Source organism: Mesorhizobium sp. GW821-FHT04C10 (assembly GCF_059420305.1).
The window spans coordinates 1881353-1905781 of sequence record NZ_JBWKTL010000001.1; the positions used below are offsets into that span (position 1 = coordinate 1881353).

A 24429-nucleotide genomic window follows, 5' to 3' on the forward strand; every position below is an offset into this window, starting at 1 on the left:
GGCCGGACGGCCTTCACGGCTTAGCGCCGAGCTCCCGCAGCCGCTTCACCGCCGTTGGCGGCAGGGCCGGCGGGTTGGGTGCGCGCGATGCCTCGATGAGAAGCTGATCGCAGGCAGCTTCCGTCTCGCCGATCAGCCGCGCCATGAACTCGTCCTTGCCGAGGCCCGGCGGAATCGCCGGCAGGAAACGCGCCTTGATGGTGCCGGGATAGCGCAGGAACTTGCGGCGCGGCCAATAGAGGCCCGCGACATGGGCGACCGGCACCACCGGAACACCAAGCTGCGCGTAGATTTCGACGATGCCGTATTTGTAGGCCGGCTCGTCGCCCGGCGCCCGGCGCGTGCCCTCGGGATAGATGATCAGCTGGCGTGGGTTGCGCGCCATCTCTTCCTTGGTCGCCGCGACCACCGCCTTCAAGGCCTTGGAGCGGCTGCCGCGATCGACCGGGATCATGCGCATCTTCATGATGTACCAGCCGAAGAACGGGATCCAGGTCAACTCGCGCTTGAGGATGTAGAGCGGGTCCCGGAGGAAAGGAAAGAAGGCGATGGCGTCCCAGAACGACTGGTGCTTGGGCGCCAGGATGAAGGAGCCCTCGGGCAGGTTTTCCTGCCCGGTGATGTCGTTCTTCGTTCCGGCGATCTTGTCATAGAGCCACATGCAGCTGCGCGACCAGAATTTCGGCACGAACCAGGCGCGGTGGCGGGGCGACAGGAAATAGTATGGGGTCCAGAGGATCATCTGGACGATCAGATTGACGTAGAAGACGAAGTTGAACGCCAGCGATCTGACATAGAGCATGGGGGAGGTCCGGTGAGGAAGTGTGCGTTGGTTACACCAAGCAGCGGAAAAAAGGAAACAGGGCGATGCGGCTCATTACTACCAGGTCGCCTGCGCCAGACGTTCCCTGAGGCGTGGGGCGGCAAAGTCGAGGAAGGCGCGCAGTTTCACCGGCAGCCGGCCCTGGCCGGCGTGCACTAGGTTTACCGGCCACGGCTCGGGCTCGAAATCCCTGAGTACAGGCAGCAACGTTCCTGAGCGTACAGCGGCGACGATCTGGTAGGAAAGCACGCGCGTCATCCCGACACCGGCAATAGCGGCATCGATCGCCGCCTCCGCGGTGTTGACCCGCAGCCTTGAGCGGACCGGGACAGGAACGTCAGCTTTTTCCACCGCGAAGGTCCAAGTGGCGAGTGAGCCAAGGCCCTCGAAGGTGATGCAGCTGTGCGTCTCGAGATCTCCTGGGGTCTTCGGCGTGCCATGCTCGGCCAGATAGGCGGGGCTCGCGCAGACAACATGACGGATAGAACCGAGACCGATGGCGACCATGCGCGAGTCCGGCAGCCGGCCTATGCGGATGGCGAGGTCGATATGGTCCTCGGCCAACTGGGCTATCCTGTCGCCAAGCGTCAGGCGGATGTCCACTTGCGGGTAGGCGGCGAGGAACGCGGTGACGATCGGCAGCACGTGAAGTCGGCCGAAGACGATCGGCGCGGTGATGATCAGTTCGCCGGTCGGGGCGCTGTATTCGCCGCCGGCGACGCGTTCGGCCTCGCCGACGTCGTCCAGAATGCGGCGGCAGGCGGCAAGGTAGGCGTCGCCCGCGTCGGTCAGTGTCAGCCGGCGCGTCGAGCGGTTCAGCAGACGTGTCTGGAGATGCCTTTCCAGATCGGAGACCTTGCGGCTGACGGTCGCAAGCGGAACGCCCGAACGGCGTGCGGCGGCGGAAAGGCTACCGGCCTCCACCGTCGCGACGAAAAGGGACATGGCCTCGAGGCGATCCATCATTTCTTCCAGAAATTGGAAGGATTGATTGCAAATATGCCATCTACATCCGGCAAGTGGAAGAGTGCAAATAAGCGGTGTGACCAACAGGGAAATCGCAATGCCGCGCATCACCACGCCATCGTCCATCGCCGCTGCGCCCGCAGCAACGCAACCCGTGCTGCAGGCCGTCGAGAAGCAGCTCGGCGTCGTGCCGAACCTGTTTCGCATGGTCGCCAACAGTCCAGCCGCGCTCGAAGGCTATCTCGGCATGTCGGGGGCGTTGGCCAAGGGTCGGTTGCCTGCACCGACACGTGAACGCATCGCGCTGGCGGTCGCCGAGATCAATGGCTGCAGCTACTGCCTGTCCGCACACACCTACCTTGGCAAGAACCTCGCCCGGCTCGACGATGCCGAGATGCTCGCCAACCGCCACGGCGGCTCCACTGACCCCAAGGCGGCCGCGGCGGTGCGTTTTGCCGCCAGGGTTGCGCACAGTCGCGGCCATGTCGGCGACGAGGATCTCTCCGCCGTCAGGCTGGCAGGCTACGACGATGGAGAGATCATCGAGATCGTCCAGCATGTCGCCCTGAACGTCTGGACCAACTATATCAATGAAGTTGCCCAGACCGAGATCGATTTTCCGGTTGTTTCTATCCGCGATGCTGCCTGAATCCGAAAAGGGCTGGCGGTGTCCGCCGGTCCCCACCCTTCATGCCGCAGAGGATTCCCATGTCTGAAAGCCGCCCGCCGCTTCCGCCCTTCACCGCCGAAACAGCCGCGCAGAAGGCACGCATGGCCGAGGATGCGTGGAACTCGCGCGATCCGGTACGGGTCGCGCTTGCCTATACGACCGACAGCCGCTGGCGCAACCGCGCTGAATTCCTGCAAGGCCGCGATGCCATCCAGGCTTTCCTGACGCGCAAATGGAGTCGCGAGCTCGACTATCGACTGATCAAGGAAGTCTGGGCTTTCCACGGCAACCGCATCGCCGTGCGCTTCGCCTATGAATGGCATGACGACAGCGGTTCATGGTTCCGCAGCTACGGCAACGAGAACTGGGAGTTCGACGAGCACGGGCTGATGCGCCTGCGCATCGCGAGCATCAACGATCTGCCGATCGCGGAAGCCGACCGTAAATATCACTGGCCGCTCGGGCGCCGCCCGGATGACCACCCAACATTGTTGGAGCTCGGGCTTTAGAGCAATTCCGGGAAAAGTGCGAAACGGTTTCCCGCCAGGAATTGCGCCAACTGCCGCAAGCCCCGCCATACGCAAGGAGGCTTTCGATGAACGCACATGCTTTTGCCAGTGACGTCGCCTTCACGCCGACCGTCAAGGCGATCCAGACGCGCAAGGGCTCGCGCCAGTCCTACTCCCGCGTCGAGGAGCGCGGTGGCTGGAAATCGGTGATCACGCCGGACCTGGCCGCCTTCATCGAGATGCAGACCAGCGTCTTTCTGTCGACGGCCAATGGCGATGGCCAGCCCTATATCCAGCATCGCGGCGGGCCGGCCGGCTTTCTCAAGGTGCTCGACGAAAAGACGATCGGCTTCGCGGACTTTTCCGGCAACAGGCAGTTCATCACGCAGGGCAACCTGGCCGACAACCCACGCGCCTTCCTGTTCCTGATCGACTATATGCTGCGCCAGCGCATCAAGATCTGGGGTACGGCGCGCGTCATGGAAGACGATGCCGAGCTGATGGCCAAGCTGATGCCGCGGGATTACAAGGCGCGTCCCGAGCAGGTCATCCTGTTCACCGTCTCGGCCTGGGATGCCAACTGCCCGCAACATATTCCGCAGCGTTTCGAGGCCGCCGATGTCGCGGCGGCGCTTGGCGAACGCGACAGGCGTATCCAGCACCTCGAGCAGGAGATCGCGCGCCTGAAGCAGGCTTCGACGGGGACAGACAAGGAATGATGGTACGGCCGAGGGGTCAGCCGCCGGCGGCGGTCTCGGCCAGTGCGATGCCGTCCGGGGTCGGTTTCACCGGTACGATGCCACGCGCCAGCGCCAGCAGATATTTGTTGTACTCGGTGAACAGCACGCGCAAGGCCTGCGGCTTGGTCAGCCAGCCACCATTGTCGAGGTTGGAGTTGACCACCGGATAGGGTTCCAGCTTGGCGCCATGCAGAAGCCGGCTCATTTCAAGCAGGCTGCGCGGCATGTGATAGTTGTTGGTGACGAGGATCACCGTGTTGTAGGCGTGGCTTTCGACCCATTTGGCGCTTTCCTCGGCATTGCCGATCGTGTCGAGCGCGGCACGGTCGATGTCGACGCAGCAGGAAAACAGCTTCTTGTCGCCGCCGGTCGCTACCTGGAGCTGGCGCCGGCTGGCCGAGGGATGCACGCCACTGATCAACAGGCGCTCGCCTTTGCCGGAGGCCAGCAGCTCCATCGCGGCGTCGAGACGGGACTGGCCGCCGGTGAGCACGATGATGGCGTCGGCCTTGGCCGGATTGGCGGGCGTGGTCAGATGGCTGACCTTGTTGGCGAACCAGCCGAAGCCGCCGGCAAACAACAATGCGAGGACGAGAAGAGAGAGCGCGGATATCCGAAACGCGGTCTTTAAACGGTTAATCCTGCCGTGGTCTCGCAAACGAGCAACCACCACTGGCATCTGTCCAGCCGTCCCGGTCGAATCCCGCACGTCCATGGCCATATGGTTAATCCTGAAATGCGGCCTTTGGTAGGTAAAAGACGCACTTTGCGTTACGCCGTTTCTCCATCCGTGATCACCTGGCTTCCGACCTCGCCAAAGCATGCTCGCTTCTCACGCGTCGGGTTGGCGAACGTCGATATCGCTGAGATAGGCGACGACGGTGGCATGCGAGGTTGCCGCCGTCAGCGCGCCGATCACCAGCACCATGAGGACGACGCCGAGATAACCCGCGGAGCCGATGGCGAAATTGCCGAACAAGGCGGTTGCCTGGTCGGCCTGCGGCGTTGCCATATTGCGCGACGACCACCAGGAAAAGACGATGAAGACAAGCACCGCCGCCGCGCCGCCGGCGGCCGCGCCCTTCATGCCGGTGACCAGGAAATGCCGGCGGAATTCGCGCGCGATGAAGCGCGCCTCGGCGCCGACGAAATGCAGCACCTCGATGATGTGGCCGTTGCCGGCCATGGCGCCGCGCGTGGCAAACACCACCGTCAGCACGGTCGCCGACAGCATCAGCGCCAGCACGGCGATGCCGATGGTCACCGTGGTGCGCGCCATCGCCACCAGCCGGTCGACCCAGGTTCGGTGATCGTCGAGCGACGCGCTTGGCAGCTTCGGCGTGATCGCGGCGCGCATGGCGGCGAAGTCGGGCGGGCTGTTCTCGTCGATTGTGACGATGATCAGGCGCGGCACCGGCAGGTCGTCGATGTTGAGGCCCGAACCCAGCCATGGCTCCAGCAACCTGGCGGTCGCCTCGCGATCGATGATCCTTGTCGACTTCACGCCGGGGAATTCGCCGGCGATCTGCGAAGCCTGGGTGAGGGCGGCCTCCATGTCGAGGCCGTCGACCGGCTTGATCTGGATCGTCGCCTCGCGCGAGATCTGGTTTTCCCAGACCGAGGCGGTGTCGCGCACCAGCGTCACCGCGCCGAAGGTCAGGCAAGACAGGAAGGTCATGATGGCGATGACCAGGACCAGCGCCCGGCCGGCAATGTTCTGCGCCGGCACGATCGGCGCCATCCGGCGCTGGGCACGCGGCCGTACCGCCGTTGCCTCGGTTTCCTGCTCCTGCTCTTCGAAATGTTCGGCGGACAGGTCAGTCATAGATATCCAGCCTTCCGCCGGCCAGGATCATGCGGCGCGCGTCGACCTGCTCCATCAGGCCGAGGTCATGGGTGGCGATCACCACGGCGGTGCCGAGACGATTGAGCTCGATGAACAGCCGCAGCAGCCGCCGCGCCAGCGGAGGATCGACATTGCCGGTCGGCTCGTCGGCCAGCAGGATCTCGGGCTGCTCGATCAGTGCCCGCGCGATGGCGGCGCGCTGCTTCTCGCCGCCCGACAGGACCGGTGGCAGTACATGCATGCGCTCGCCCAGCCCCACCCATTTCAACAGCTCGGTGACATCGGTGCGGTAGCTCGCCTCCTCGCGCCCGCGCACGCGCAACGGTAGTGCGACGTTCTCATAAGTGGTCATGTGGTCGAGCAGGCGAAAATCCTGGAACACCACGCCGATGCGGCGTCGCAGGTGCGGCAGTTCGGTGCGCGAGATGCGCGAGCGGTCCTTGCCGAAGATGGTGATCAGGCCGCGTGTCGGCTTCAGCGACATGAACAGAAGGCGCAGCAAGGTCGTCTTGCCGGCGCCCGAAGGCCCGCTCAGGAACTGGAAGGAGCGCTCCGGTATATGCAAGGAAATGTCACGGAGGATTTCCGGACCCATGCCATAGCGGAGGCCGACATTTTCGAAGCGAATCAATTTCGACGACCTGAAGTTCCGGGTTGCGGCGAGCCATCCCGTTCTGGGAAAAGACCATCGGCCGGCATGGTTAACCGGCGGTTAATTCCTGTGCTGTTTCGGCGCGTCACGAGGGCTCCGGTGGGGAAGCGTTAACCATTTATGTTTACGCAAAAGAAACGAAAAGCGAACACGCGCAATAACGGGGCCATGATGGCTGACGAACGAACCGCGCGCCCGGTTTCCGGCGAAATCATGACCGATGCCCCGGCAATTGCCGTGGCGGACCGGATCGTGCGCGATCCGGCGGCTGATATCGTCGATGCGGACTATGAGGTGATGCCGCGCGTTGTCCCTACCGTGGAAAGCGTTTCACCGCCGCCGCGCCTGATCGTCACGCCGTCCATCGAGGGCATGGACATGCTGCGCAAGCCGGAAGCGCCGGCGGAACGGCCGCCGGCCGCCCGCGGCGGGCCGATCTTCTGGATCGCCGGCATCGGTGCCGCCCTTGCCGCCTTCTGGGTCTCCGGCGGACACGCGCTGGTACGCCAGGCACCGTTTCCGTCTGGCGCGCATGCGTCGGCGCTTACCATTTCAGGCGTCACCTCACGCGTCGATGCCTCGGGAGCCAATCCGGTGCTGTTCGTCGATGGCGAGGCCGCCAATGACGGGGAGGGGCCGGCGACAATGCCGCCGCTTGAAATCCGCGTGACGGGCAATGATGGGCGCACAACCCGCTATACGTTGGGGACATCCGGCCATTCGCTGGCATCGGGTGAAAGATTCGGCTTTGCCAGCCGGCTCGACGTGCCTAAGAACGGCGTAAGAACCGTTTTGGTTACTTTCGCAGAATAGGCGATCACCGGGGAAGACCACCAATGCCCATCGTACGCGACAAGGACATCGAAGTCCTGTTTTCGGCGTCGGCGATCGCGCGGCGCAATCTCGAACTCGCCAAGGAGATCGCCGGGCACGACTATCACGATCTGCTGGTGATTTCGGTGCTGAAGGGGTCGTTCATCTTCGCCGCCGACCTGATCCGCGCCATGCATGATGTCGGCCTGTCGCCAGAGGTCGAGTTCATCTTCATTTCCAGCTATGGCGCCGGCACCACCAGCGGCGAGGTGAGGGTGCTGCGCGACATCGACAATGAAGTCGCCGGCCGCGACGTGCTGTTGATCGACGACATTCTCGAATCGGGCAAGACGCTGACCTTCACCCGCGACCTGATGCTGTCGCGTGGGGCCAAGAGCTGTGCCATCGCCGTGCTGCTCGACAAGCGCATGCGCCGCCAGACCGCGCTCACCGCCGACTATGTCGGCTTCGACTGCCCCGACTACTTCGTCGTCGGCTACGGCATGGATGTCGCGCACGCCTTCCGTGAATTGCCGTTTGTCGGTGTTGTGAAAGGTGATGCGTGAGGCGAGCGCCTCGCGGCGGAGAATTCTGAAAAAGACCTTAACGGCGTCAGGAAAATTAGCCCCTGTCGAGCGCCGGGGCTTTCAGGAAAAGTCAACTTTTGCCCGCCAAATATGCCGGCCATGGCAAAGCTTCTGATCGTCGAGGACGATGAATCCGTCCGCACCCTCGCAGCCCGCGCGCTCGAACGCGCCGGCCACGCAATCGATATCGCGGCGGACGGCGCTCAAGGCCTGGCGCTGATACGCGCCGCGCATGGTGGCTACGATCTCGTCGTCTCCGACATCCGCATGCCGGAGATGGACGGCATCGAGATGGCGATCGCGGCCGCTGCCCTTTTCCCGGCGATGAAGATCATGCTGATGACCGGCTACGCCGACCAGCGCGAGCGCGCCGAGGAGTTGAACGGCATCATCCTCGACGTCGTGCAAAAGCCCTTCACACTGGCCGAAATCCGCTCGCGCGTCGAACGGGCGCTAATCTGCTTCGCCTGATCAGACCGGATCGGCGGTTGCCAGCCCGGGTGCTTGGCTCTTGCGCCGCTCTGTCTTGAGCGCCAGCAGGCCGGCGCCGATGATGAGGGCCGCACCGATCACGGTCGTCGACCTGGGCACCTCGGCGAAGAACAGAAAGCCCCAGAGCGGCGACCATAGAATGCCGGTGTATTCGAAGGTGGCGACCCGATTGGCCGGTGCCAGCCTGTAGCCCTGCGATAGAAGGATCATGCCGGCGGAGGCGACGAAGCCGCAGGCGGCCATCTTGAGGAAATCCGGTAGCGTCGGCCATATCCACGGCCGCACCAGGAACTCAAGGCTCGGGTGGACGGCGTGGGTTATGCCGGCCAGGTGGAATGTGCCGGCAACCACGGCCGCACCGACGAGATAGGCGCCATTCTGGTAGAAGGCCATGACCGTTGACGATTCGGTATCGCCGATCTTGCGCGCCATCAACTGCGAGAACCCATAGAGCGCCGCCGAACCCAGCGACAGCAGCGCCGCCCAGTCGAACAGTCCCGCGCCTGGGCGCACCATCACGATGACGCCAAGCAGTCCGATCAGCACCGTCGCCAGCGTCCGCCAGGACACGCGTTCGCCAAGGTAAGGTCCGGCCAGCGCCATGATGAACAGCGGCGCCATGAAATAAAGCGCCACGGCGTCAGCCAGCGGCAGCGCGGCGATGGCCAGATAATACACCGTGTAGGAGGTGAACTGGATGAAGGCGCGTATCGTCAGCAGGCCGAACCGCTTCGACAGGATTGCCGGCAGCCCGACATCGGCGTGGACGAGGATGATCAGGATGGGCAAGGCGACGATCGAGCGGATCGCCATCACTTCGGTCACCGGATAGGAGCTCGACACGGCTTTGACGAGCGGGTCCTGCAGCGAAAAAACCAGCACGCCCAGGCACAGGCTCAGGATGCCGCGCACCATCCTATTCTGCATCTGGTTTCCGGCTCCTGCGCGTATGGTCCGAAGCTGTCGCCTGCGGAGTAAAAAGAACCCGCCACCGTTTCGGGTAGCGGGCACGAGTGAGGACTCTTTGATTGGTCCGCAGCCGATTTCTCGGCCGCTTATCCAATGGGTATGGCGACTATCATCCGGCGTTTGACATGTTGCAAACGAATTGGAATGATATCAGCAATCAAATTTTCTTATGATGGAAATCATGCGCCCGACCCTCGACAGCGATCTCCTGCGCACCTTTGTCGCCATCGCCGAGGCCGGCAATTTCACCAGGGCGGCCGAGCAGGCCGGCCGCACCCAGTCGGCCGTGTCGATGCAGATGAAGAAGCTCGAAGAACTGATCGGCGACAGTCTGTTCGAGCGCGGCTCGCGCGGCGTGGCGCTGACGCGGCGCGGCGGCGAACTCATCGTCAACGCCCGCCGCATCGTCTCGCTGCTCGACGAAACGGCGGCGTCGATGGCGGCCGCGCCGCTCGGCGGACCGGTGCGCATCGGCATTCCGGAGGAATATGGCCACGCCATCCTGTCACGCGCGCTCGGCGCATTTTCGAAACGCCACACCAAGGTCGAGGTCACCGTGCGCTACGCGCATTCGGAGGCGCAGCTGGCGGCGCTCGCCGCCGGCGAACTCGATCTGTGCGTGGTGTTCGAATGGCAGGACCCGGCCGGCGGTGAAGTGTTGATGCACGACCCGACCGTGTGGGTAACGTCGGCCGTGCATCACATGCACGAGGAAAGGCCGGTGCCGATCGCGCTCTACAACCGGGTCAGCTGGTGCAAGGACTTCGCCATCAAGTCGCTGGAGCAGCGCGGGCTTGCCTATCGTGTCGCCTATACCAGCGACACAACAGGCGGCCTGAAGCTTGCCGTCACCTCGGGACTGGCGATCGCGCCGATATCGCGCAGCAACATTCCCGACGGCTGCCGCGAACTGACGTCAGCCGATGGATTCGGCGACATCGATTCCTCCAATGTGGTGATGCATCGCAACTCGAATGCATCGGGCGAGGCGATCGACGGCATGCAGGAGGCGATCCGCGAGGCGTTCGTCAACCGGCAAGGTCAGTCTCTTACATCCTCATAGAAGGTCAGGCGGTTGCCGAACGGATCGTTGACCGTGACCTCCTTCGTCTTCCAAGGCGTCTCCTCCAACCCCTGCCTAGCAAAGCGGTATTTTCTTTCGGTCAACTCGCGGTGGAGCCCGGCGATGTCGGCTGTCTCGATCCGGACGTGAGAGCCCGGCGCGCCGTCGCCATGATGTTCGCTCAGATGCAAGACACAGCCGTCGCGGTAAACGCCTGTGTAAAGCGGCGTGTTGTCTTCGAAGCGGTGTTCGAACTGCACCTCGAAACCGAGAAAACCGACGTAGAATTCATGCGCCTTGGCAACATCGAAGATGCGCAGGATGGGCGTGACAGTACCGAGCTTCGGCATGGTGTTGCGACCGTTCGGGCGGGATTTAAGGGGGGCGGTTCCTATTTCAGCTCAAGCAGCCGTTCCAGATAGCTGCGCTCGATATCGGGGCTGAGCGCGTTGCCGAGCCGCTTGCGGATCGCTTCCAGGATCTGGCGGGCGCGCTGGACGTCGATCTCGTCGGGCACCTTCACCGAATCGCCGAAATCGGGACCCTGGCTGGCGCGCGGCCGGCCGAGCGGGTCGCGGTCGGCGTTCTGCTGGCGGCCGCCTTCCTGGCTGCCGCCCTGGTCGCCCTGCATGGCTTGCATCTGCTTCATCATGTCCTTGGCGCCCTTGCGCAGCGCCTCGAGTGCCCGGCCCTGGTGACCGACCGCTTCGTCGCCCTGGCCCTCGCCAAGCGCCTGCTCGGCGCTGCCCATGGACTTGCCGGCCTCGCCAAATCCTTCATTGGGCTCCATGCCCATGCCTTCGAGCCCCTTCTTCAACTTGTCGAGATCGCTTTTCAGCTGGCCCTGGCCTTCCTGCAACTGCTTGAGCGCATCGGCGAATTCCTGCGGGGTCATCGGCTTTTGCTGGCCATTCTCGCCGGGCTTATCGTTTTGACCTTGCTCACTGTTCTGACCAAGCTGTTCGTCGCGGTTCTGCCCGCGCTGGCGTTCGCCGCGCTGCATCTGGTCCATGCGGAAGGTGTCGTTCATCATCTCCTGCTGGCGCCGCAGGATATCGCCGAGCTTGTCCATCTGCTGGCGCATCTGGCTGTCCTGCTCGCCGCCCTGCTGCTGACGGCCGGCCTGGAGATTGTTCATCATGTCCTGCAGTTGCGACAGCAATTGCTGTGCCTTGTCGCGGTCGCCCGACTTCGCCAGGTTCTCGATCTGGTCCATCATGCGGTCGATGTCGCTCTGGCGCAGTTCCTGGCCGTTCTGCTGCATCTGCGGCGCGTTCGGGTTCTGCTTGGCGCGTTCGGCGAATTCCTGCAGGAACTGGTTCATCGCCTCGCGCAGTTCCTTCATCGCCTTTTCGATTTCCTGGTCGCTGGCGCCGTTCTTGATGGCGTCCTGCAGCGCCTGCTGCGCCTGGCGCAGCCGCTTCTCGGCCGCCGAGAGATTGCCCTCCTCGATGCCAAGCGCGATTTCCCAGAGATAGCCGACCTCGCCGCGCAGCTGGTCGTCGTTCCCGGCCAGCTTCAGCCGGCTGCGCGCGCTCATGATGGCGAGGTAGTGGGACATGTTGTCGAACGTGTCTTCAGGCCGCAGCGTGATGGCGTCGATCAGGTCGAGCACGCGCGGCTTGGCATTGGCGTCGAGCGCCAGCAGGCGCCGCTGTTCGATCACCGCACGCGCCAGCGGGTTGGCGAACGGGCGCTCGGGCATAACAAGCGTCTTGGTCTCGCTGGACGCGGTGTGTCCGGCATCGTCGGTGGCGACCAGCGTCAGCTTGATGCTGCTGCCGGCCCAGACGTGTTCGGTCAGGTCTTTCGTTGTCTTGGCGGCATTCGACTTGCCGCCGCGGCGCGGCAGCGTCAGCGGCATTTCCGGCGGGCCGTAGAGGGCATGCGCATCCGGCGCCTGCGGGTCGGCCAGCGCGAACACCGCCTTGGCGGTGGCGGCGCCATAGTCGTCGTCGATCTGATAGTTGAGTTCGAAGGCGCCATTGGCGGCGCGCTTTGGCTCGCCGACGAAGCGGATCTGCGGCGGCTTGTCCGGGATCACCGCGAAGGCCCAGCGGCCAAGCTGATCCTCGCCCGATTTCAACGTCAGCGTGCCGTCGCCGGTCAGCTTGTTGGTGAACTGGCGAACTCTTGAAGGTGAGCTGGGGGACGGCGCCGCCGGGGTTGCGGCAGGCTTGGCTGTCGGGGCGGCCGGGTCGATGGCGCGCGAATTGCCGTCCTTGTCGGCATAGGCAAGCGTTTCTTCGCCCGAGCCGCCGGTGACGCGCAAGGAGACGTCGCTACCTTCGGGTACATGAAACGTCGGTGTCGCCTGGTTGGCGTCGGCGGTCAGGAAGACCGGCGGCTTGCCGGTGTAGGCCGGCGGCGTCACCCATGCATCGATGCGCGGCGGCACGGCATCATGCGCACCATGGGCGCTGAAGCCGTCGGCTATCCTGCCGCCGGTCGGCCCGAAGGAGAAGGCAAAGGCGGTGACGAGCAGCAGTGCCGCCACGGCGCGCAGCCCCCAAGGGTCGCGCTCCGGCACGCGCGTGCGGGGCAGGTCGGCGCCGAGGCTGTCGAGCCTTGCTGCCATGCGCTTCTGATGTTCGCGCCACAGCGCCTGCGAGAAGCTACTCTCCCGGCCGCTCGGCCGGTCGGTCTGCACCAGCACGGGGCTGTGCAGCAGCCTGTTTGCAGCCTCGATGCGGCGATCGACCTCGGCGGCCGAGGGCATGCGGAAGAAGCGCAGCGGATAGAGCCCAGCCAGCCCTGCCAGGCCGAATGCCGCGACGAGGCCGATGCGCGCGATATCCGGCAGCCGGGAGAAGATGCCGAACCAGGACATGCTCAGGAACAGGCTGGCGACAACAAGCAACGGAAGCAGCAGCGGCCAGCCGCGCTCGACCATCATCGAGACCCGTGTCGCCAGCCGGCTCAAGGCCAGGCGCCCGGCCAGGCCGCGGTCGTTGCTGAAGGTGGGTCGTTCGGTCATCGGCCCTTCCTGGAGCCTGTTCCATCCCGAAAGAAACGGGGCGGGGCTCATCTCTTTGAGCATGAACCGTTTTCGGGATCATGCCGTGGGGCGGGGCAGGATAGCCCAAGCCTCACGACTCGAAGAATACCAGCAAACACGGCAAAGGCGAGGCAGTTCGAAAAAACGTGAACCCGGCCGAAACGGCTGCAATCAGAAATTGGCGGGGTTTGCGTTGGCGCCGCAGACCAGCACGGCGACCCGTTCGCTCGGCGCCGGCGCATAGCGGCCGGACAGCACCGCGGCGAAGGCTGCCGCCCCGCCCGGCTCGGAAATGATGCGCACGCTGTTCCACAGTGCCTTTTGGGCAGCAATGATATCGTCGTCGCTGACCAGGATGGAGCGTTCGACGAAGGCTTCGGCGATCGGGAACATCATTTCGCCGACGCGCTTCGGCGCCAGCGAATCGGCGGCGATGCCTTCGGCCGGCGCATCGACTGGATGGCCGGCCTCGAAGGCGCGATGAAGCGTCGGCGCACCCTCGGGCTCGACGGCGACGATGCGGATGCGGCCTGCATACCAGGCGGCGATGCCTCCGATCAGGCCGCCGCCGCCGACGGCGACCAGCAGCGTGTCGATCTCAGGCAAGTCCGCCTCGATTTCGAGACCGAGCGTGCCCTGGCCGACGAGCGTTTCCTCCTGGTTGAAGGCGTGGATTTGCAAGGCGCCGGTTTCCTCGGCGAAACGTTCGCTGGCGGCCAGCGCTTCCGCATAGCGTGCGCCGCCGACGACAAGGTCGGCGCCATAGCCGCGAATGCGGTCGAGCTTGGCTTGCGGGCTCACTTCGGGAACGAAGATTGTCGCCTTGTGGCCGAGCCGCATGGCGGCATAGGCGACGGCGGCACCATGATTGCCGCCCGATGCCGCGACGACACCGGCCGCCGGCACCCGCCGCTCGAGCAGATTGGTGAAAGCGCCGCGCGCCTTGAACGAGCCGGAATGCTGCAGGCATTCGAGCTTGAGGTCGATGGCCTGCGGCGGCCGGTCGAAGTCGGCCATGTCGACGCGCAGCACCGGCGTGTGGCGCACATAGGGGCGGATGCGCGGTTCCATCGCGGCAATGCGTTCGCGGGTGACGGTGTTGCCTTGCGCCATGACTTGCTCCTCGTTGTGAGATTCCGCCTTATGCGAGCCAATCGGGGACCGAATCCAGCCCGATCAGGTCGTCATAGGTCAGGCGCGGACGCACGACGTGGAAGCGGTCGCCGTCGACCAGCACCTCGGGCACCAGCAGGCGGGTGTTGTAGGTGCCGGCCTGCACGGCGCCATAGGCACCGGCCGTGGAAACAGCGACGAGATCGCCGGCCTTCAGCCTGGGCAGGTCGCGATCGAGGCCGAGATAGTCACCGGTCTCGCAGACCTGGCCGACAACATCGACCATCATGCGCGGCGTATCGGCCGGCGGCTGCACGACCGGCCTGATGTCGTGGAAGGCATCGTAGAGCGTCGGCCGTATCAAATCGTTCATGGCGGCGTCGACGACGAGGAAATTCTTCGCGTCGCCTTCCTTCACGAAGATCACTTCCGAGACGAGGATGCCGGCATTGCCAACGATCAGCCGGCCCGGCTCGAACATCACCTTCAAACCGAGCTTGGTGACATGCTTCCTGACGATCTGGGCATAGGCGTCGGGAAGGGGCGGCGGGTTGTTGTCGACGCGGTAGGGAATGCCCAGCCCACCGCCGAGATCGACGTGCTCGATCGAATGGCCATCGGCGCGCAGCGCGCCGACCAGGTCGACAAGCAGGGCGAAGGCGTCGTCGAAAGGCTGCAGTTCGGTGATCTGGCTGCCGATATGGGTGTCGATGCCGGTGATCTTGATGCCCGGAAGCGTTGCGGCGCGGGCATAGACCTGCCGTGCGCGCTGCCACGGAATGCCGAATTTGTTCTCGGCCTTGCCGGTGGAGATCTTCTTGTGGGTCTTGGCATCGACATCGGGATTGATGCGCAGCGAGATCGGCGCCACCTTGCCGAGTGCCGTGGCGCGGGCCGAGAGGAGGTCAAGCTCCGGTTCGGATTCGACGTTGAAGCAAAGGATGCCGGCTTCGAGCGCGAAGTCCATTTCGCGCGCGGTCTTGCCGACGCCGGAGAACAGGATCTTGCTCGCCGGAATGCCGGCGGCCAGCGCCCGGCGCAATTCGCCTTGCGAGACCACGTCGGCGCCGGCGCCGAGCTTGGCCAGGGTCCGCAGCACGGCCTGGTTGGAGTTGGCCTTCATGGCGTAGCAGACCAGCGCGTCGAGGCCGGCAAAGGCCTGGGCGAACACCCGGTAGTGCCTGGTCAAGGTGGCGGTGGAATAGCAGTAGAACGGCGTGCCGACCTGAGCGGCGATATCGGGGATTGCCACGTCCTCGGCATGCAGCACGCCGTCGCGGTAGTCGAAATGATTCACGAGAGTGGTTCCGGAAAGTTGGAGCACGATGAGATCGGGCTCAGAAGACCAAACCCGGTCCGATCGGTTCTAGATCAGCGGGTCGAGGATGAATTTCTTGTCCTTGACCGGTTTTTCTGGCTCCGGCGGCAGGGGCTGCTTGGCCCGCTCGGCATCCTTGCGCGCCTGGACGGCCGCCTCGTAGGGCGTGTCGAGACCGGCCCTGCGGCCGCAGGAGGTCACGACGGCCATCGCCGCCAGCAGCGTCAGCGTCACCAAAATCCTGCTTCCGGTCATCGATCCATCCGTCCGAAACGTTCTGTCAGCCGCCGCTTTTAGCCGAGTTCTCGGCGCATTGCACCCCGGATATTGCGATCGCAATATTGGGCATCACGCCTTCGCCAGCCGCTTTTTCCAATAGCGGATCTGCTTCCTCACTTCAGACGGCGCTGTGCCTCCGAAGCTGGTGCGGCTCTTGACCGAATTCTGCACCGCCAGCACGGAGAAAATATCGGATGTGATGCCTGGATTGATCGACTGCAGGTCCTCCAGCGAAAGCTTCTCCAGCCCCACCTTCTTGTCCTCGGCAAGCGCCACCGCACGGCCGGTGACATGATGCGCCTCGCGGAACGGCAGGCCCAACGTGCGCACCAGCCAGTCGGCGAGGTCGGTCGCGGTCGCGTGGCCGGAGCCGGCGGCCTTCTTCATCGCGGCGGCGTTGACCGTCATGTCCGAGACCATGCCGGTCATCGCCGCCAGCATCAGGTCGAGCGTCTCGGCGGCATCGAAGACCGATTCCTTGTCTTCCTGCATGTCCTTGCCATAGGTCAAAGGCATGCCCTTCATCACCGTCAGCAGGCCGACCAGATGGCCATTGACGCGGCCGGTCTTGCCACGCACCAGTTCGGCGGCGTCGGGGTTTTTCTTCTGCGGCATGATCGAGGAGCCGGTGGAGAAACTGTCCGACAACCTGATGAAGCCGAATTGCGGCGTCGACCAGATGATGATCTCTTCAGCCAGCCGCGACAGATGCGTGGCGCAGATCGCCGCCATGGCGAGGAATTCCAGCGCGAAATCGCGATCGGAAACGCTGTCCAGCGAATTGCGCATCGGCTCGCGGAAGCCGAGCGCCTTGGCCGTTCTGTGGCGGTCGATGGGGAAGCTGGTGCCGGCCAGGGCGGCGGCGCCAAGCGGGCTCTCGTCCATGCGCTCGATCGCATCGCGCACGCGCGACAGGTCGCGCGAAAACATCTCGACATAGGCCATGCAGTGATGGCCGAAGGTCACGGGCTGCGCTGCCTGCATGTGGGTGAAGCCCGGCATGACGGTCGCCGCGTGCTCCTCGGCCCGCTCCAGCAGCGCGGTGATCAGCCCCTTAAGCGCCTCGGCGACGCGAAAGCACTCGTCCTTGACCCACAGCTTCAGATCCACCGCCACCTGGTCGTTGCGCGAGCGGGCGGTGTGCAGGCGGCCGGCGGCGGGGCCGATCAGGTCGGCGAGGCGAGCCTCGACATTCATGTGGATGTCTTCAAGCTTGGTCGAAAACTCGAAGCTGCCGGCCTCGATCTCCTTCAGGATCGTGTTCAGGCCGTGAGCGATTCTTTCTTGATCGGCCGCCGAAATAATGCCCGTTTGCGCCAGCATCTCGCTATGGGCGATCGAGCCGCGTATGTCTTGCGCGTAGAGTTTGCGGTCGAACGAGATCGACGCGTTGATCGCTTCCATGATCGCGGCCGGACCCGAGGCAAATCGTCCGCCCCACATCTGGTTGCTGGTCTTCTTGTCGCTCATCGCTATAAAACCCGTGCTTCGGAGCAGTTTTGAGAAAATGGCAGACGGAAACAGATTTTTCCCGGCCCCGCGCCTGATCCTCGCCGCCCTGGTGGCGGGAGCGCTGGCCGGCGCGGTCGCGGTATATGTCAGCGAGAGCCGGTCTGGCAACAACGCCGCGCCCCAAGTGGCGGTCGGCGAGAGCAAGGACGACATCGCCTGCGCCGCCAAGAGCGACCGCGCCAAGAAGGTCGCGGCCTCGGCCACCGGCGAGGTCGCCGCGCTTTTGCCCGCCGATCCGCCGCAATCCATGAAGAGCCTCGCCTTCAATGGGCCGGACGGCAAGCCGATGACGATCGCCGACCATGCGGGCAAGACGGTGCTGCTCAACCTCTGGGCCACATGGTGCGCGCCGTGCCGCGCCGAAATGCCGGCGCTCGATGCGCTTCAGAAAGAGAAAGGCAGCGCCGCCTTCCAGGTCGTCGCCGTCAATGTCGACGCCGGCGACGATGTGAAGCCGAAGAAGTTCCTCAGGGATACCGGCGTCGAGGCGCTCGGCTACTACCGGGATTCGACGGTGGCGCTGTTCAACGACCTCAAGGCACGCGGCCTGGCACTCGGCCTTCCCGTCACCCTGCTGATTGATGGCGAAGGCTGCCTGATCGCCCACATGAACGGTCCGGCCGAATGGTCGGGGCCTGACGCCAAGCGGCTGGTCGAGACCGCGCTCGGATCATGAACACCAGAGTGTCTTGACGCAATTCCCCGGGGAAAGCCGTTTTACCCTTTTCCCGGAATTGCTCAGGCCGAGCGCACGTTTGGTTTGAGCAAAACGAGATTGCCGTCCTGGCGGTCGACGCGCACCGGAGCGCGCTTGCCATGGCCGGTCAGATCGTCAAACGCCTCGATCGGCGCCGGCTTGCCGAGATAGTAGCCCTGGCCGATCTCGCAGGCTTCCGCGTCCAGGAACTTGAGCTCGCCAAGCGTCTCGACGCCTTCGGCAAGGACCGGCAGGCCGAGGCCACGTCCCAACCCCAGCACGGCGCGCACGATCGCGGCGACCTGTCCGTTCGTGTCGACCGCCTTGATGAAGGAGGCGTCGATCTTGATCTTGTCGAATGGGAAGGCGCGCAGGTTGGAGAGAGAGGAATAGCCGGTTCCGAAATCGTCCATGGCCACGCGCACGCCAAGCGCCTTGACCTGCCGCAGGGTTGCCAGTGCGCGCGGCATGTCCTTCACCAGCGCGGTTTCGGTGATCTCGAGTTCCAGTCGTGCCGGGGCCAGGCCTGTCTTCAGCAGGGTCTCGTGGACCTTGCGGCTGAAATTGGGATTGTGAAGCTGTACCGCGGAGACGTTGACGGCGACCGTCAGCGGATTTTCCCAGCGGGCAGCTTCCTCGCAGGCCGCGTCGAGCACCCAGTCGCCGATCTGCCCGATGGCGCCGCTATCCTCGGCGACCGGGATGAATATGGCCGGGGAAACGTCGCCGCGTTCGGGATGGCGCCAGCGGATCAGGGCTTCGAAGCCGACCATCCTGCCGCTGCTGATCTCCTTCTGCGGCTGGTAGACGAGATAGAATTCGCCACGCGCGACGGCCTGGCGCAATTCGTGCTCCATCACGCGCCTGTCGCGGGCCTCGGTACCCATCGACGCCTCGAAATAGCGATAAGTGTCCCTGCCTTCGGTCTTGGCCCGGTAGAGTGCCGTATCGGCATGGCTGATCAGGCTGGTCTGGTCCTCGGCATCGAGCGGATAGATCGCGATGCCGATGCTGGCCGAGACCAGCCCGCCACCGGCCGCTGACCGGTTTTCCTCACGCATGGCGGCCAGAACCGAGCTTGCGATGCGGCCCGCCGCCTGCGGGTCGGGCAGGTTGGGGGCGATGATGGCGAATTCGTCGCCGCCAAGGCGTGCAAGCAGTTGCCCGTGGCGCAGAACGCCCGCCGCGCAGCTCGCCACCTTCTGCAGCATCGCATCGCCGGCGCCGTGTCCGTAGAGGTCGTTCACTTCCTTGAAACGGTCGAGGTCGAACAGCAGAAGCGCGAGATGCCGGCCTTTGACGGCCGTCCCGGCATTGGTTGTCCGGTTCATGGATGCGATTTCCGCGTCGAGGCGGCTCGAGAAACTGCGGCGATTGGCAAGCCCGGTCAGCGGGTCGAAATGGGCGAGGCGAAGGATTTCCTCCTCAGCCTTCTTGCGTTCGCGGATATCGCGGACGGCGATGACATTGTGGGGTTTGCCGCAATAGTCGATGCTTCGGGCGATCAGCTCGACGGGAATTTGCGTGCCGTCGCGGTTCCTCAACTCGGCCTCTCGCGGCTGGCCTTCCAGGCTGGCCGCGTCGGTTGCGGTGCGTTCGTCGAAGAGCTCGCCCAGTTCCTTGCCGTTCAGCGCCGCGGCTGGCGTGCCGGTCAGCTTGCCCATGCTGTCATTGGCGCTGACGATGCGGTTGCCGTCGCAGACGATCAGTCCTTCCACGGCGGCATTGGCCAGGCCGTGCATGCGGTCGACCTCGAGCTTCTGGCGACGGAAGCGCAGATCGATCCACAGCGCCGATGCCGACAGCACCAGGATGACCAGCGTGGCGGCGGCGGCCGCGAAGGCCTGCGAGGTCGGCGCGATCGTATATTCGGAGATGGTGATCGAGGAATCGGGAAAGATCGAGACGGCACCCATGCCGATGAAGTGCAAGGTGCAGATGGCCAGCGTCAGCAGCGCCGCGCCGACGGACGTCGCCGGCAGGGAGGGGCGGCGTAGCACGACTCGCAGCGCCAACGCCGCAAGCGTTACGCCCGCCAGCAGGGAAACGGCGACAAGCAACAGGTTCCACTCGATCCGACCCTGAACCTCGAATGCCGCCATGCCGATGTAGTGCATGGCCGCGATGCCACCACCCAGAACGGCGCCGCCGACGAGATGATAGTCAAGTTCGTCCCGCAAGGTGGCGATCCACATCCCTGCCGCCGTCAGTGTGACCGAGGCGGCGAGAGAGAGCACGGAAAGCCCCGGATCGTAGGCGCTGGGTATGCCCGGCGTGAACGCAAGCATGGCGATGAAATGCGTTGCCCAGATGCCAAAGCCGGTTGAGGTGGCCGCGATCATCAGCCAGGCAAGCCGGTTCCTGTCCGTCGAGCGGCTGATGTGGTGAAGCAGATTGACAGCAGAGAAACAGGAAATTCCGCAGATCAGCGCGGCGAGTGCGACCAGTCTCAGATCGTGCTGGTTCACGATACAATTATAGACCGTCAACATCTTATTTCCCCAAGCCCATCGGAAATAAAAAACGAAATATGACTGATTAGGGCTTGGCTGTTGAAGGATCGATGAAGTCGCCTGCAACCGTAGCGTGCCTTTGCGGCGTGGAAAGGCCGCGGCATGACAGGATTTCTTCCAGTGGAAACCAGTGAGCGGCCACCGCCATGGCTTCATGGTTCCGGCGACGCCGTGCCGTTGATTTCGATCGGACGCAGGGTCGGAATGACGGCTGCATCCCGCAATGGATAGTGCTGTCGCCAAAGCCATTGGGCATAGCGTGCCCGTGGGCGTTGTGTGGGTTGCCGCACGGCATTTCATCATCCCTTTAGCCGGGTAACCATGGTGGCCTTCGCAGTCTTTACGTCATCTGCGGTCGCCCTAGCTATCCAAGGCGCCGGTGTGACGTTTTGATGCCGGCCAAGCCGCCGAGGGAGAGGAGCGAGCAGCTGTGCAAAGGCCTGAGCGCCACAGCAGAACTGTCACATACCTTCTCTAAGAGAGCGGGCAAGGACTTGCGCAAGACCCTTGTCACCCAGCCACTCAAGAGGGAAAAACCATGACCATGATCAAGCGGGGCCTTGCTGCCCTTGCCGCAGGTGCGCTCAGCACCGCGCTGGCGATGCCTGCCTTTGCGGAGCCGGTAAAATTTGATTTCTGGTTCGGCCTTTCGGGCGACCTCGCCCGCGTCGTCGACACGCTGTGCAAGAACTTCAACGAGTCGCAGAAGGATTATGAAGTCGTCTGCACCAGTCAGGGCAACTATGACGCCACGCTGCAGAACACCATTGCCGCCTTCCGCGCCGGCAAGCAGCCGGCCGTCGTCCAGGTCTATGACGTCGGCACCGCCACCATGATGCTGTCGGGCGCCTACAAACCCGCCGACAAGCTGATGGAAGAAAACGGCTACAAGATCGATTACGCGGACTATTTCCCCGGCATCGCGCGCTATTACGCGACGTCGAAGGGCGAGATGCTGTCCTTCCCGTTCAATTCCTCGACCGCGCTGATGTACTGGAACAAGGACGCCTTCGCCAAGATCGGCAAGACCGAGGCGCCGAAGACCTGGGAAGATGTCGGCGCCGACCTCAAGGCGATGAAGGACGCCGGCTACGAGTGCCCGATGGCGATCAACATCTCGGCCAACGAAAGCTGGCAGCTGATGGAGCAGTTCTCGGCCATCCACAACCAGCCGATCGCCACCAAGAACAATGGCTATGACGGCCTCGACGCCCGTCTCGAAGTCAACAAGACGAAGTTCGTCCAGTACGTCACCGACCTGAAGAAGTGGTATGACGCCGGCCTGATCAAGATCAAGTCCAAGGATCTCGGCCAGGACATGGTTCAGGCCTTCGCCACCGGCACCTGCCAGGTCATCCTGACCTCGGTCGGCGACCACGGCACGGTCACCCGTACGCAGAAGGAAGGCATGAACTGGGATGTCGCCGAATTGCCGGTCTATGCCGGTACGGAGCGCAAGAACTCGCTCGTGGGCGGCGCTTCGCTGTGGGTCCTCTCGGGCAAGTCGGATGCGGAATACAAGGGCGCTGCCGCGTTCCTCAACTTCATCCACGATCCGAAGACGGCTTTGTTCTGGTCGACCAACACCGGCTACATACCTGTGACAAAGTCGGGCTTCGACTACATGAAGGGCGAAGGCTTCTACGACAAGGCGCCCTACAAGGGCCGTGAAACCGCGATCGCCAGCCTGACCGCTTCCGAGCCGACAGAAATCACCCGCGGTGTGCGCCTGGGCAATTTCACCCAGATCCGCGCCGAGTTCGGTACGCAGATGCAGGCGATCTTCGCCAACAAGGTCAGCGTCCAGGAAGGCCTCGATACGTTGGTCAAGAATGGCGATGCCATCCTCGACCGCTTCCAGCAGACCTATCCGGGCAAGACCCTGCCCTGAGCCCGGGTAGCGGAACGGCCGTCCGTCGAGACTCGACGGGCGGCCATTTCGTACAGGTTTTGATTTACGCATGTCCTTGTCCTGAAACGGGGTGCCCACTTTCGGGAGACATGCTGTAGTCTTCCGCCGAGAAAGCGGACTGGCGGTTCAACGGCATCGGCGGATCGATGGAAAAACGCGTCACTTTCGGCAAATGGACGATCGGCATCCTTTTCGCGGTGCCGCAGCTCCTCCTGATCTTCACGTTCTTTTATTGGCCCGCCGGCCAGGCCGTTTACTGGTCGCTGACGCTGCAGCAACCCTGGGGCGGCGGCAACATCTGGGTCGGGCTCGACAATTTCCGTTCGATCCTGTCCAACGCCGATTACTGGAACTCCATCACCGCCAGCCTGGTTTTTGCCGGGATCAGCACCGGGCTTGCGATGTTCATCGCGCTGGTGCTCGCGGCCCTGACCGATCGGCAACTCGCCGGCTCGCGTCTCTATCGCGTGGTGCTGATCTGGCCCTATGGCATCGCCGCGCCGGCGCTGGCGATGGCGTTCCGCTTCATCCTGGCGCCGGAAGCCGGCTTCATGGCCGTGGTCAACCGGGTCTGGCCCGGCTTCTGGGATCCCGGCCTCGACGGCGCCGACGCCATGGCTTCGATCATCGTCGCCTTCTCGTGGAAATATGTCGGCTACAACTTCATCTTCTTCCTTGCCGCGTTCCAGGCCATCCCACGCTCGCTGATCGAGGCCGCCGCGATGGACGGTTCCGGTGTCATCAGGCGTTTCCGGGACATCCAGTTCCCGCTGATCACGCCGACGATCTTCTTCCTACTGGTCATCAACATCACCGAGAGCTTCCAGGATTCGTTCGGCATCGTCGACATCATGACAGCAGGCGGCCCGGCGAACGCCACCAATCTGATGGTCTACAAGATCTATTCAGACGGCTTCAAAGGCCTCGATTATTCGGGCGCCGCCGCGCAGAGCATCATCCTGATGCTGCTCATCATCGTGCTCACCATCTTCCAGTTCCGCTTCATCGAGCGGCGCGTGCATTACAGGTGAGATCGCCATGGTCGAGCGCACTCCGTTCCTCAATTTCTTCACGCACCTGATCCTGTTCATTGGCTTCGTATTCTGCATCGCGCCGTTCGCGGTCGTTGCGATCGCCGCGTCGCACAATCTCCGGGATGTCAACGATGTGCCGATGTCGCTGCTGCCGGGCAGCGACTTCTGGGTCAATATCAAGACCGCTTGGACGACCGCGGACCTCGGCCCCAAGCTGCTCAACAGCTTCATCATGGCGGCGGGTGTCGCCGCCGGCAAAGTGATCATCTCGGCGCTCACCGCCTTCTCGATCGTCTACTTCCGCTATCCCGGGCGCACCTTCATCTTCTGGCTGATCTTCGTGACGTTGATGCTGCCGCTGGAGGTACGCATCGTGCCGACCTACGCGGTCGTTGCCAATGTGCTGTCGCCCTATCAGGCCATTCTGGACGTGACCGGCCTGAGCTGGCTGATCGAGAAGGTGTCGGGCGTGCAGGTCTCGCTCAGCCTCGGGCTGCTCAATTCCTATACCGGGCTGATCATGCCGCTGATCGCCACGGCCACCGGCACGTTTCTCTACCGGCAGTTCTTCCTGACGGTGCCGGATGAGCTGACAGAGGCGGCGCGCATGGACGGCGCCGGGGCGCTGCGGTTCTTCATCGATATCCTGCTGCCGCTGTCGCGCAACAACATGGCGGCACTTGGCACCATCATGTTCCTGTGGGCCTGGAACCAGTATCTGTGGCCGCTGCTCATCACCACCGACCAGTCGCACGCGACGGCGGTCACCGAGCTCAAGCAACTGATCCCCAATGTCGGCGGCATTCCGGAATGGAACTTCGCCATGGCCGGGACGCTGATCGTCATGCTGCCGCCGCTGATCGTCGTGGTGCTGATGCAGCGCTGGTTCGTGCGCGGTCTGATCGCCACCGAGAAATAAGAGG

The 24429-nt window shown here is 63.7% G+C and carries 24 protein-coding genes; 11 read left to right on the forward strand and 13 right to left on the reverse strand.

Annotated features, from left to right (window positions below):
* Nucleotides 1–13: 13 nt before the first annotated feature.
* Entirely contained in the window at nt 14–802 is a 789-nt protein-coding gene (locus tag AC07UC_RS09125) for a lysophospholipid acyltransferase family protein (RefSeq protein ID WP_140772360.1), read from the reverse strand.
* Nucleotides 803–880: 78 nt separating this feature from the next.
* Entirely contained in the window at nt 881–1786 is a 906-nt protein-coding gene (locus tag AC07UC_RS09130) for a LysR family transcriptional regulator (protein ID WP_494908918.1), read from the reverse strand.
* Nucleotides 1787–1886: 100 nt separating this feature from the next.
* Here AC07UC_RS09130 and AC07UC_RS09135 point away from each other — a divergent pair, with 100 nt between their 5' ends.
* The 3 genes from AC07UC_RS09135 (at nt 1887) to AC07UC_RS09145 (ending at nt 3687) form a co-directional block, all read left to right on the forward strand.
* Nucleotides 1887–2438, forward strand: coding sequence for a carboxymuconolactone decarboxylase family protein (locus tag AC07UC_RS09135; protein ID WP_494905256.1), 552 nt, complete (start codon nt 1887–1889; stop codon nt 2436–2438).
* A 59-nt stretch (nt 2439–2497) separates the two neighbouring features.
* Nucleotides 2498–2968, forward strand: a complete 471-nt coding sequence (locus tag AC07UC_RS09140) for a nuclear transport factor 2 family protein (RefSeq protein ID WP_494905258.1) — start codon at nt 2498–2500, stop codon at nt 2966–2968.
* An 86-nt stretch (nt 2969–3054) separates the two neighbouring features.
* Nucleotides 3055–3687, forward strand: a complete 633-nt coding sequence (locus tag AC07UC_RS09145) for a pyridoxamine 5'-phosphate oxidase family protein (RefSeq protein ID WP_494905260.1) — start codon at nt 3055–3057, stop codon at nt 3685–3687.
* A 16-nt stretch (nt 3688–3703) separates the two neighbouring features.
* On the opposite strand, the gene AC07UC_RS09150 is transcribed toward AC07UC_RS09145, so the two are convergent.
* The 3 genes from AC07UC_RS09150 to ftsE form a co-directional block, all read right to left on the reverse strand.
* Nucleotides 3704–4429, reverse strand: coding sequence for a YdcF family protein (locus AC07UC_RS09150; RefSeq protein WP_494905262.1), 726 nt, complete (start codon nt 4427–4429; stop codon nt 3704–3706).
* 111 nt (nt 4430–4540) lie between these two features.
* Nucleotides 4541–5533: a cell division protein FtsX gene (locus AC07UC_RS09155; protein WP_494905264.1), complete on the reverse strand. Its 993-nt coding sequence runs from the start codon at nt 5531–5533 to the stop codon at nt 4541–4543.
* A complete protein-coding gene (gene ftsE / locus AC07UC_RS09160) occupies nt 5526–6185 on the reverse strand; it encodes a cell division ATP-binding protein FtsE (RefSeq protein ID WP_010911739.1) in 660 nt (219 codons plus the stop codon). The genes AC07UC_RS09155 and ftsE overlap by 8 nt, the downstream gene beginning before the upstream one ends.
* A 189-nt stretch (nt 6186–6374) precedes the next feature.
* On the opposite strand from ftsE, the gene AC07UC_RS09165 reads away from it, so the two are divergent.
* From AC07UC_RS09165 to AC07UC_RS09175, 3 genes are all read left to right on the forward strand, one after another.
* Nucleotides 6375–7019 (forward strand): hypothetical protein, encoded by a 645-nt coding sequence (locus AC07UC_RS09165; protein ID WP_494905267.1) that lies wholly within the window; start codon nt 6375–6377, stop codon nt 7017–7019.
* A gap of 23 nt (nt 7020–7042) precedes the next feature.
* Nucleotides 7043–7585, forward strand: coding sequence for a hypoxanthine phosphoribosyltransferase (gene hpt / locus AC07UC_RS09170; RefSeq protein ID WP_096450719.1), 543 nt, complete (start codon nt 7043–7045; stop codon nt 7583–7585).
* Nucleotides 7586–7705: 120 nt separating this feature from the next.
* Nucleotides 7706–8077, forward strand: a complete 372-nt coding sequence (locus tag AC07UC_RS09175) for a response regulator (RefSeq protein WP_010911735.1) — start codon at nt 7706–7708, stop codon at nt 8075–8077.
* On the opposite strand, the gene AC07UC_RS09180 is transcribed toward AC07UC_RS09175, so the two are convergent.
* Nucleotides 8078–9025: a DMT family transporter gene (locus AC07UC_RS09180; RefSeq protein ID WP_140772344.1), complete on the reverse strand. Its 948-nt coding sequence runs from the start codon at nt 9023–9025 to the stop codon at nt 8078–8080.
* Between the two features lie 223 nt (nt 9026–9248).
* On the opposite strand from AC07UC_RS09180, the gene AC07UC_RS09185 reads away from it, so the two are divergent.
* The gene (locus AC07UC_RS09185; RefSeq protein ID WP_140772342.1) at nt 9249–10130 is read left to right on the forward strand and encodes a LysR family transcriptional regulator; all 882 of its coding nucleotides are present in this window, start codon (nt 9249–9251) and stop codon (nt 10128–10130) included.
* On the opposite strand, the gene AC07UC_RS09190 is transcribed toward AC07UC_RS09185, so the two are convergent.
* From AC07UC_RS09190 to argH, 6 genes are all read right to left on the reverse strand, one after another.
* A complete protein-coding gene (locus AC07UC_RS09190) occupies nt 10109–10480 on the reverse strand; it encodes a glyoxalase superfamily protein (protein ID WP_494905270.1) in 372 nt (123 codons plus the stop codon). The two genes, AC07UC_RS09185 and AC07UC_RS09190, sit on opposite strands and share 22 nt — an antisense overlap.
* A 41-nt stretch (nt 10481–10521) precedes the next feature.
* Nucleotides 10522–13107 (reverse strand): TIGR02302 family protein, encoded by a 2586-nt coding sequence (locus AC07UC_RS09195; RefSeq protein ID WP_494905272.1) that lies wholly within the window; start codon nt 13105–13107, stop codon nt 10522–10524.
* A gap of 192 nt (nt 13108–13299) precedes the next feature.
* Nucleotides 13300–14241, reverse strand: coding sequence for a threonine/serine dehydratase (locus AC07UC_RS09200; protein ID WP_494905274.1), 942 nt, complete (start codon nt 14239–14241; stop codon nt 13300–13302).
* Between the two features lie 28 nt (nt 14242–14269).
* Entirely contained in the window at nt 14270–15538 is a 1269-nt protein-coding gene (lysA, locus tag AC07UC_RS09205) for a diaminopimelate decarboxylase (RefSeq protein ID WP_494905276.1), read from the reverse strand.
* A gap of 69 nt (nt 15539–15607) precedes the next feature.
* Entirely contained in the window at nt 15608–15814 is a 207-nt protein-coding gene (locus AC07UC_RS09210; RefSeq protein WP_494905278.1) for a hypothetical protein, read from the reverse strand.
* Nucleotides 15815–15907: 93 nt separating this feature from the next.
* Nucleotides 15908–17308: an argininosuccinate lyase gene (gene argH, locus AC07UC_RS09215; RefSeq protein ID WP_494905280.1), complete on the reverse strand. Its 1401-nt coding sequence runs from the start codon at nt 17306–17308 to the stop codon at nt 15908–15910.
* A gap of 37 nt (nt 17309–17345) precedes the next feature.
* On the opposite strand from argH, the gene tlpA reads away from it, so the two are divergent.
* Nucleotides 17346–18026, forward strand: a complete 681-nt coding sequence (gene tlpA, locus AC07UC_RS09220) for a thiol:disulfide interchange protein TlpA (protein ID WP_494905282.1) — start codon at nt 17346–17348, stop codon at nt 18024–18026.
* A 62-nt stretch (nt 18027–18088) separates the two neighbouring features.
* Here the strand turns inward: tlpA and AC07UC_RS09225 are convergent, their stop codons facing one another.
* Nucleotides 18089–20539, reverse strand: a complete 2451-nt coding sequence (locus tag AC07UC_RS09225; RefSeq protein ID WP_494905284.1) for a putative bifunctional diguanylate cyclase/phosphodiesterase — start codon at nt 20537–20539, stop codon at nt 18089–18091.
* Nucleotides 20540–21098: 559 nt separating this feature from the next.
* On the opposite strand from AC07UC_RS09225, the gene AC07UC_RS09230 reads away from it, so the two are divergent.
* From AC07UC_RS09230 to AC07UC_RS09240, 3 genes are all read left to right on the forward strand, one after another.
* Entirely contained in the window at nt 21099–22451 is a 1353-nt protein-coding gene (locus AC07UC_RS09230) for an extracellular solute-binding protein (RefSeq protein ID WP_494905286.1), read from the forward strand.
* A 167-nt stretch (nt 22452–22618) separates the two neighbouring features.
* Nucleotides 22619–23503 carry a carbohydrate ABC transporter permease gene (locus AC07UC_RS09235; protein WP_140772327.1) on the forward strand — a complete coding sequence of 295 codons (885 nt, stop codon included), beginning with the start codon at nt 22619–22621 and terminating at the stop codon, nt 23501–23503.
* A 7-nt stretch (nt 23504–23510) separates the two neighbouring features.
* Complete coding sequence (locus AC07UC_RS09240; RefSeq protein WP_494905288.1) at nt 23511–24425, forward strand: ABC transporter permease subunit; 915 nt, start codon at nt 23511–23513, stop codon at nt 24423–24425.
* Nucleotides 24426–24429: the final 4 nt, after the last annotated feature.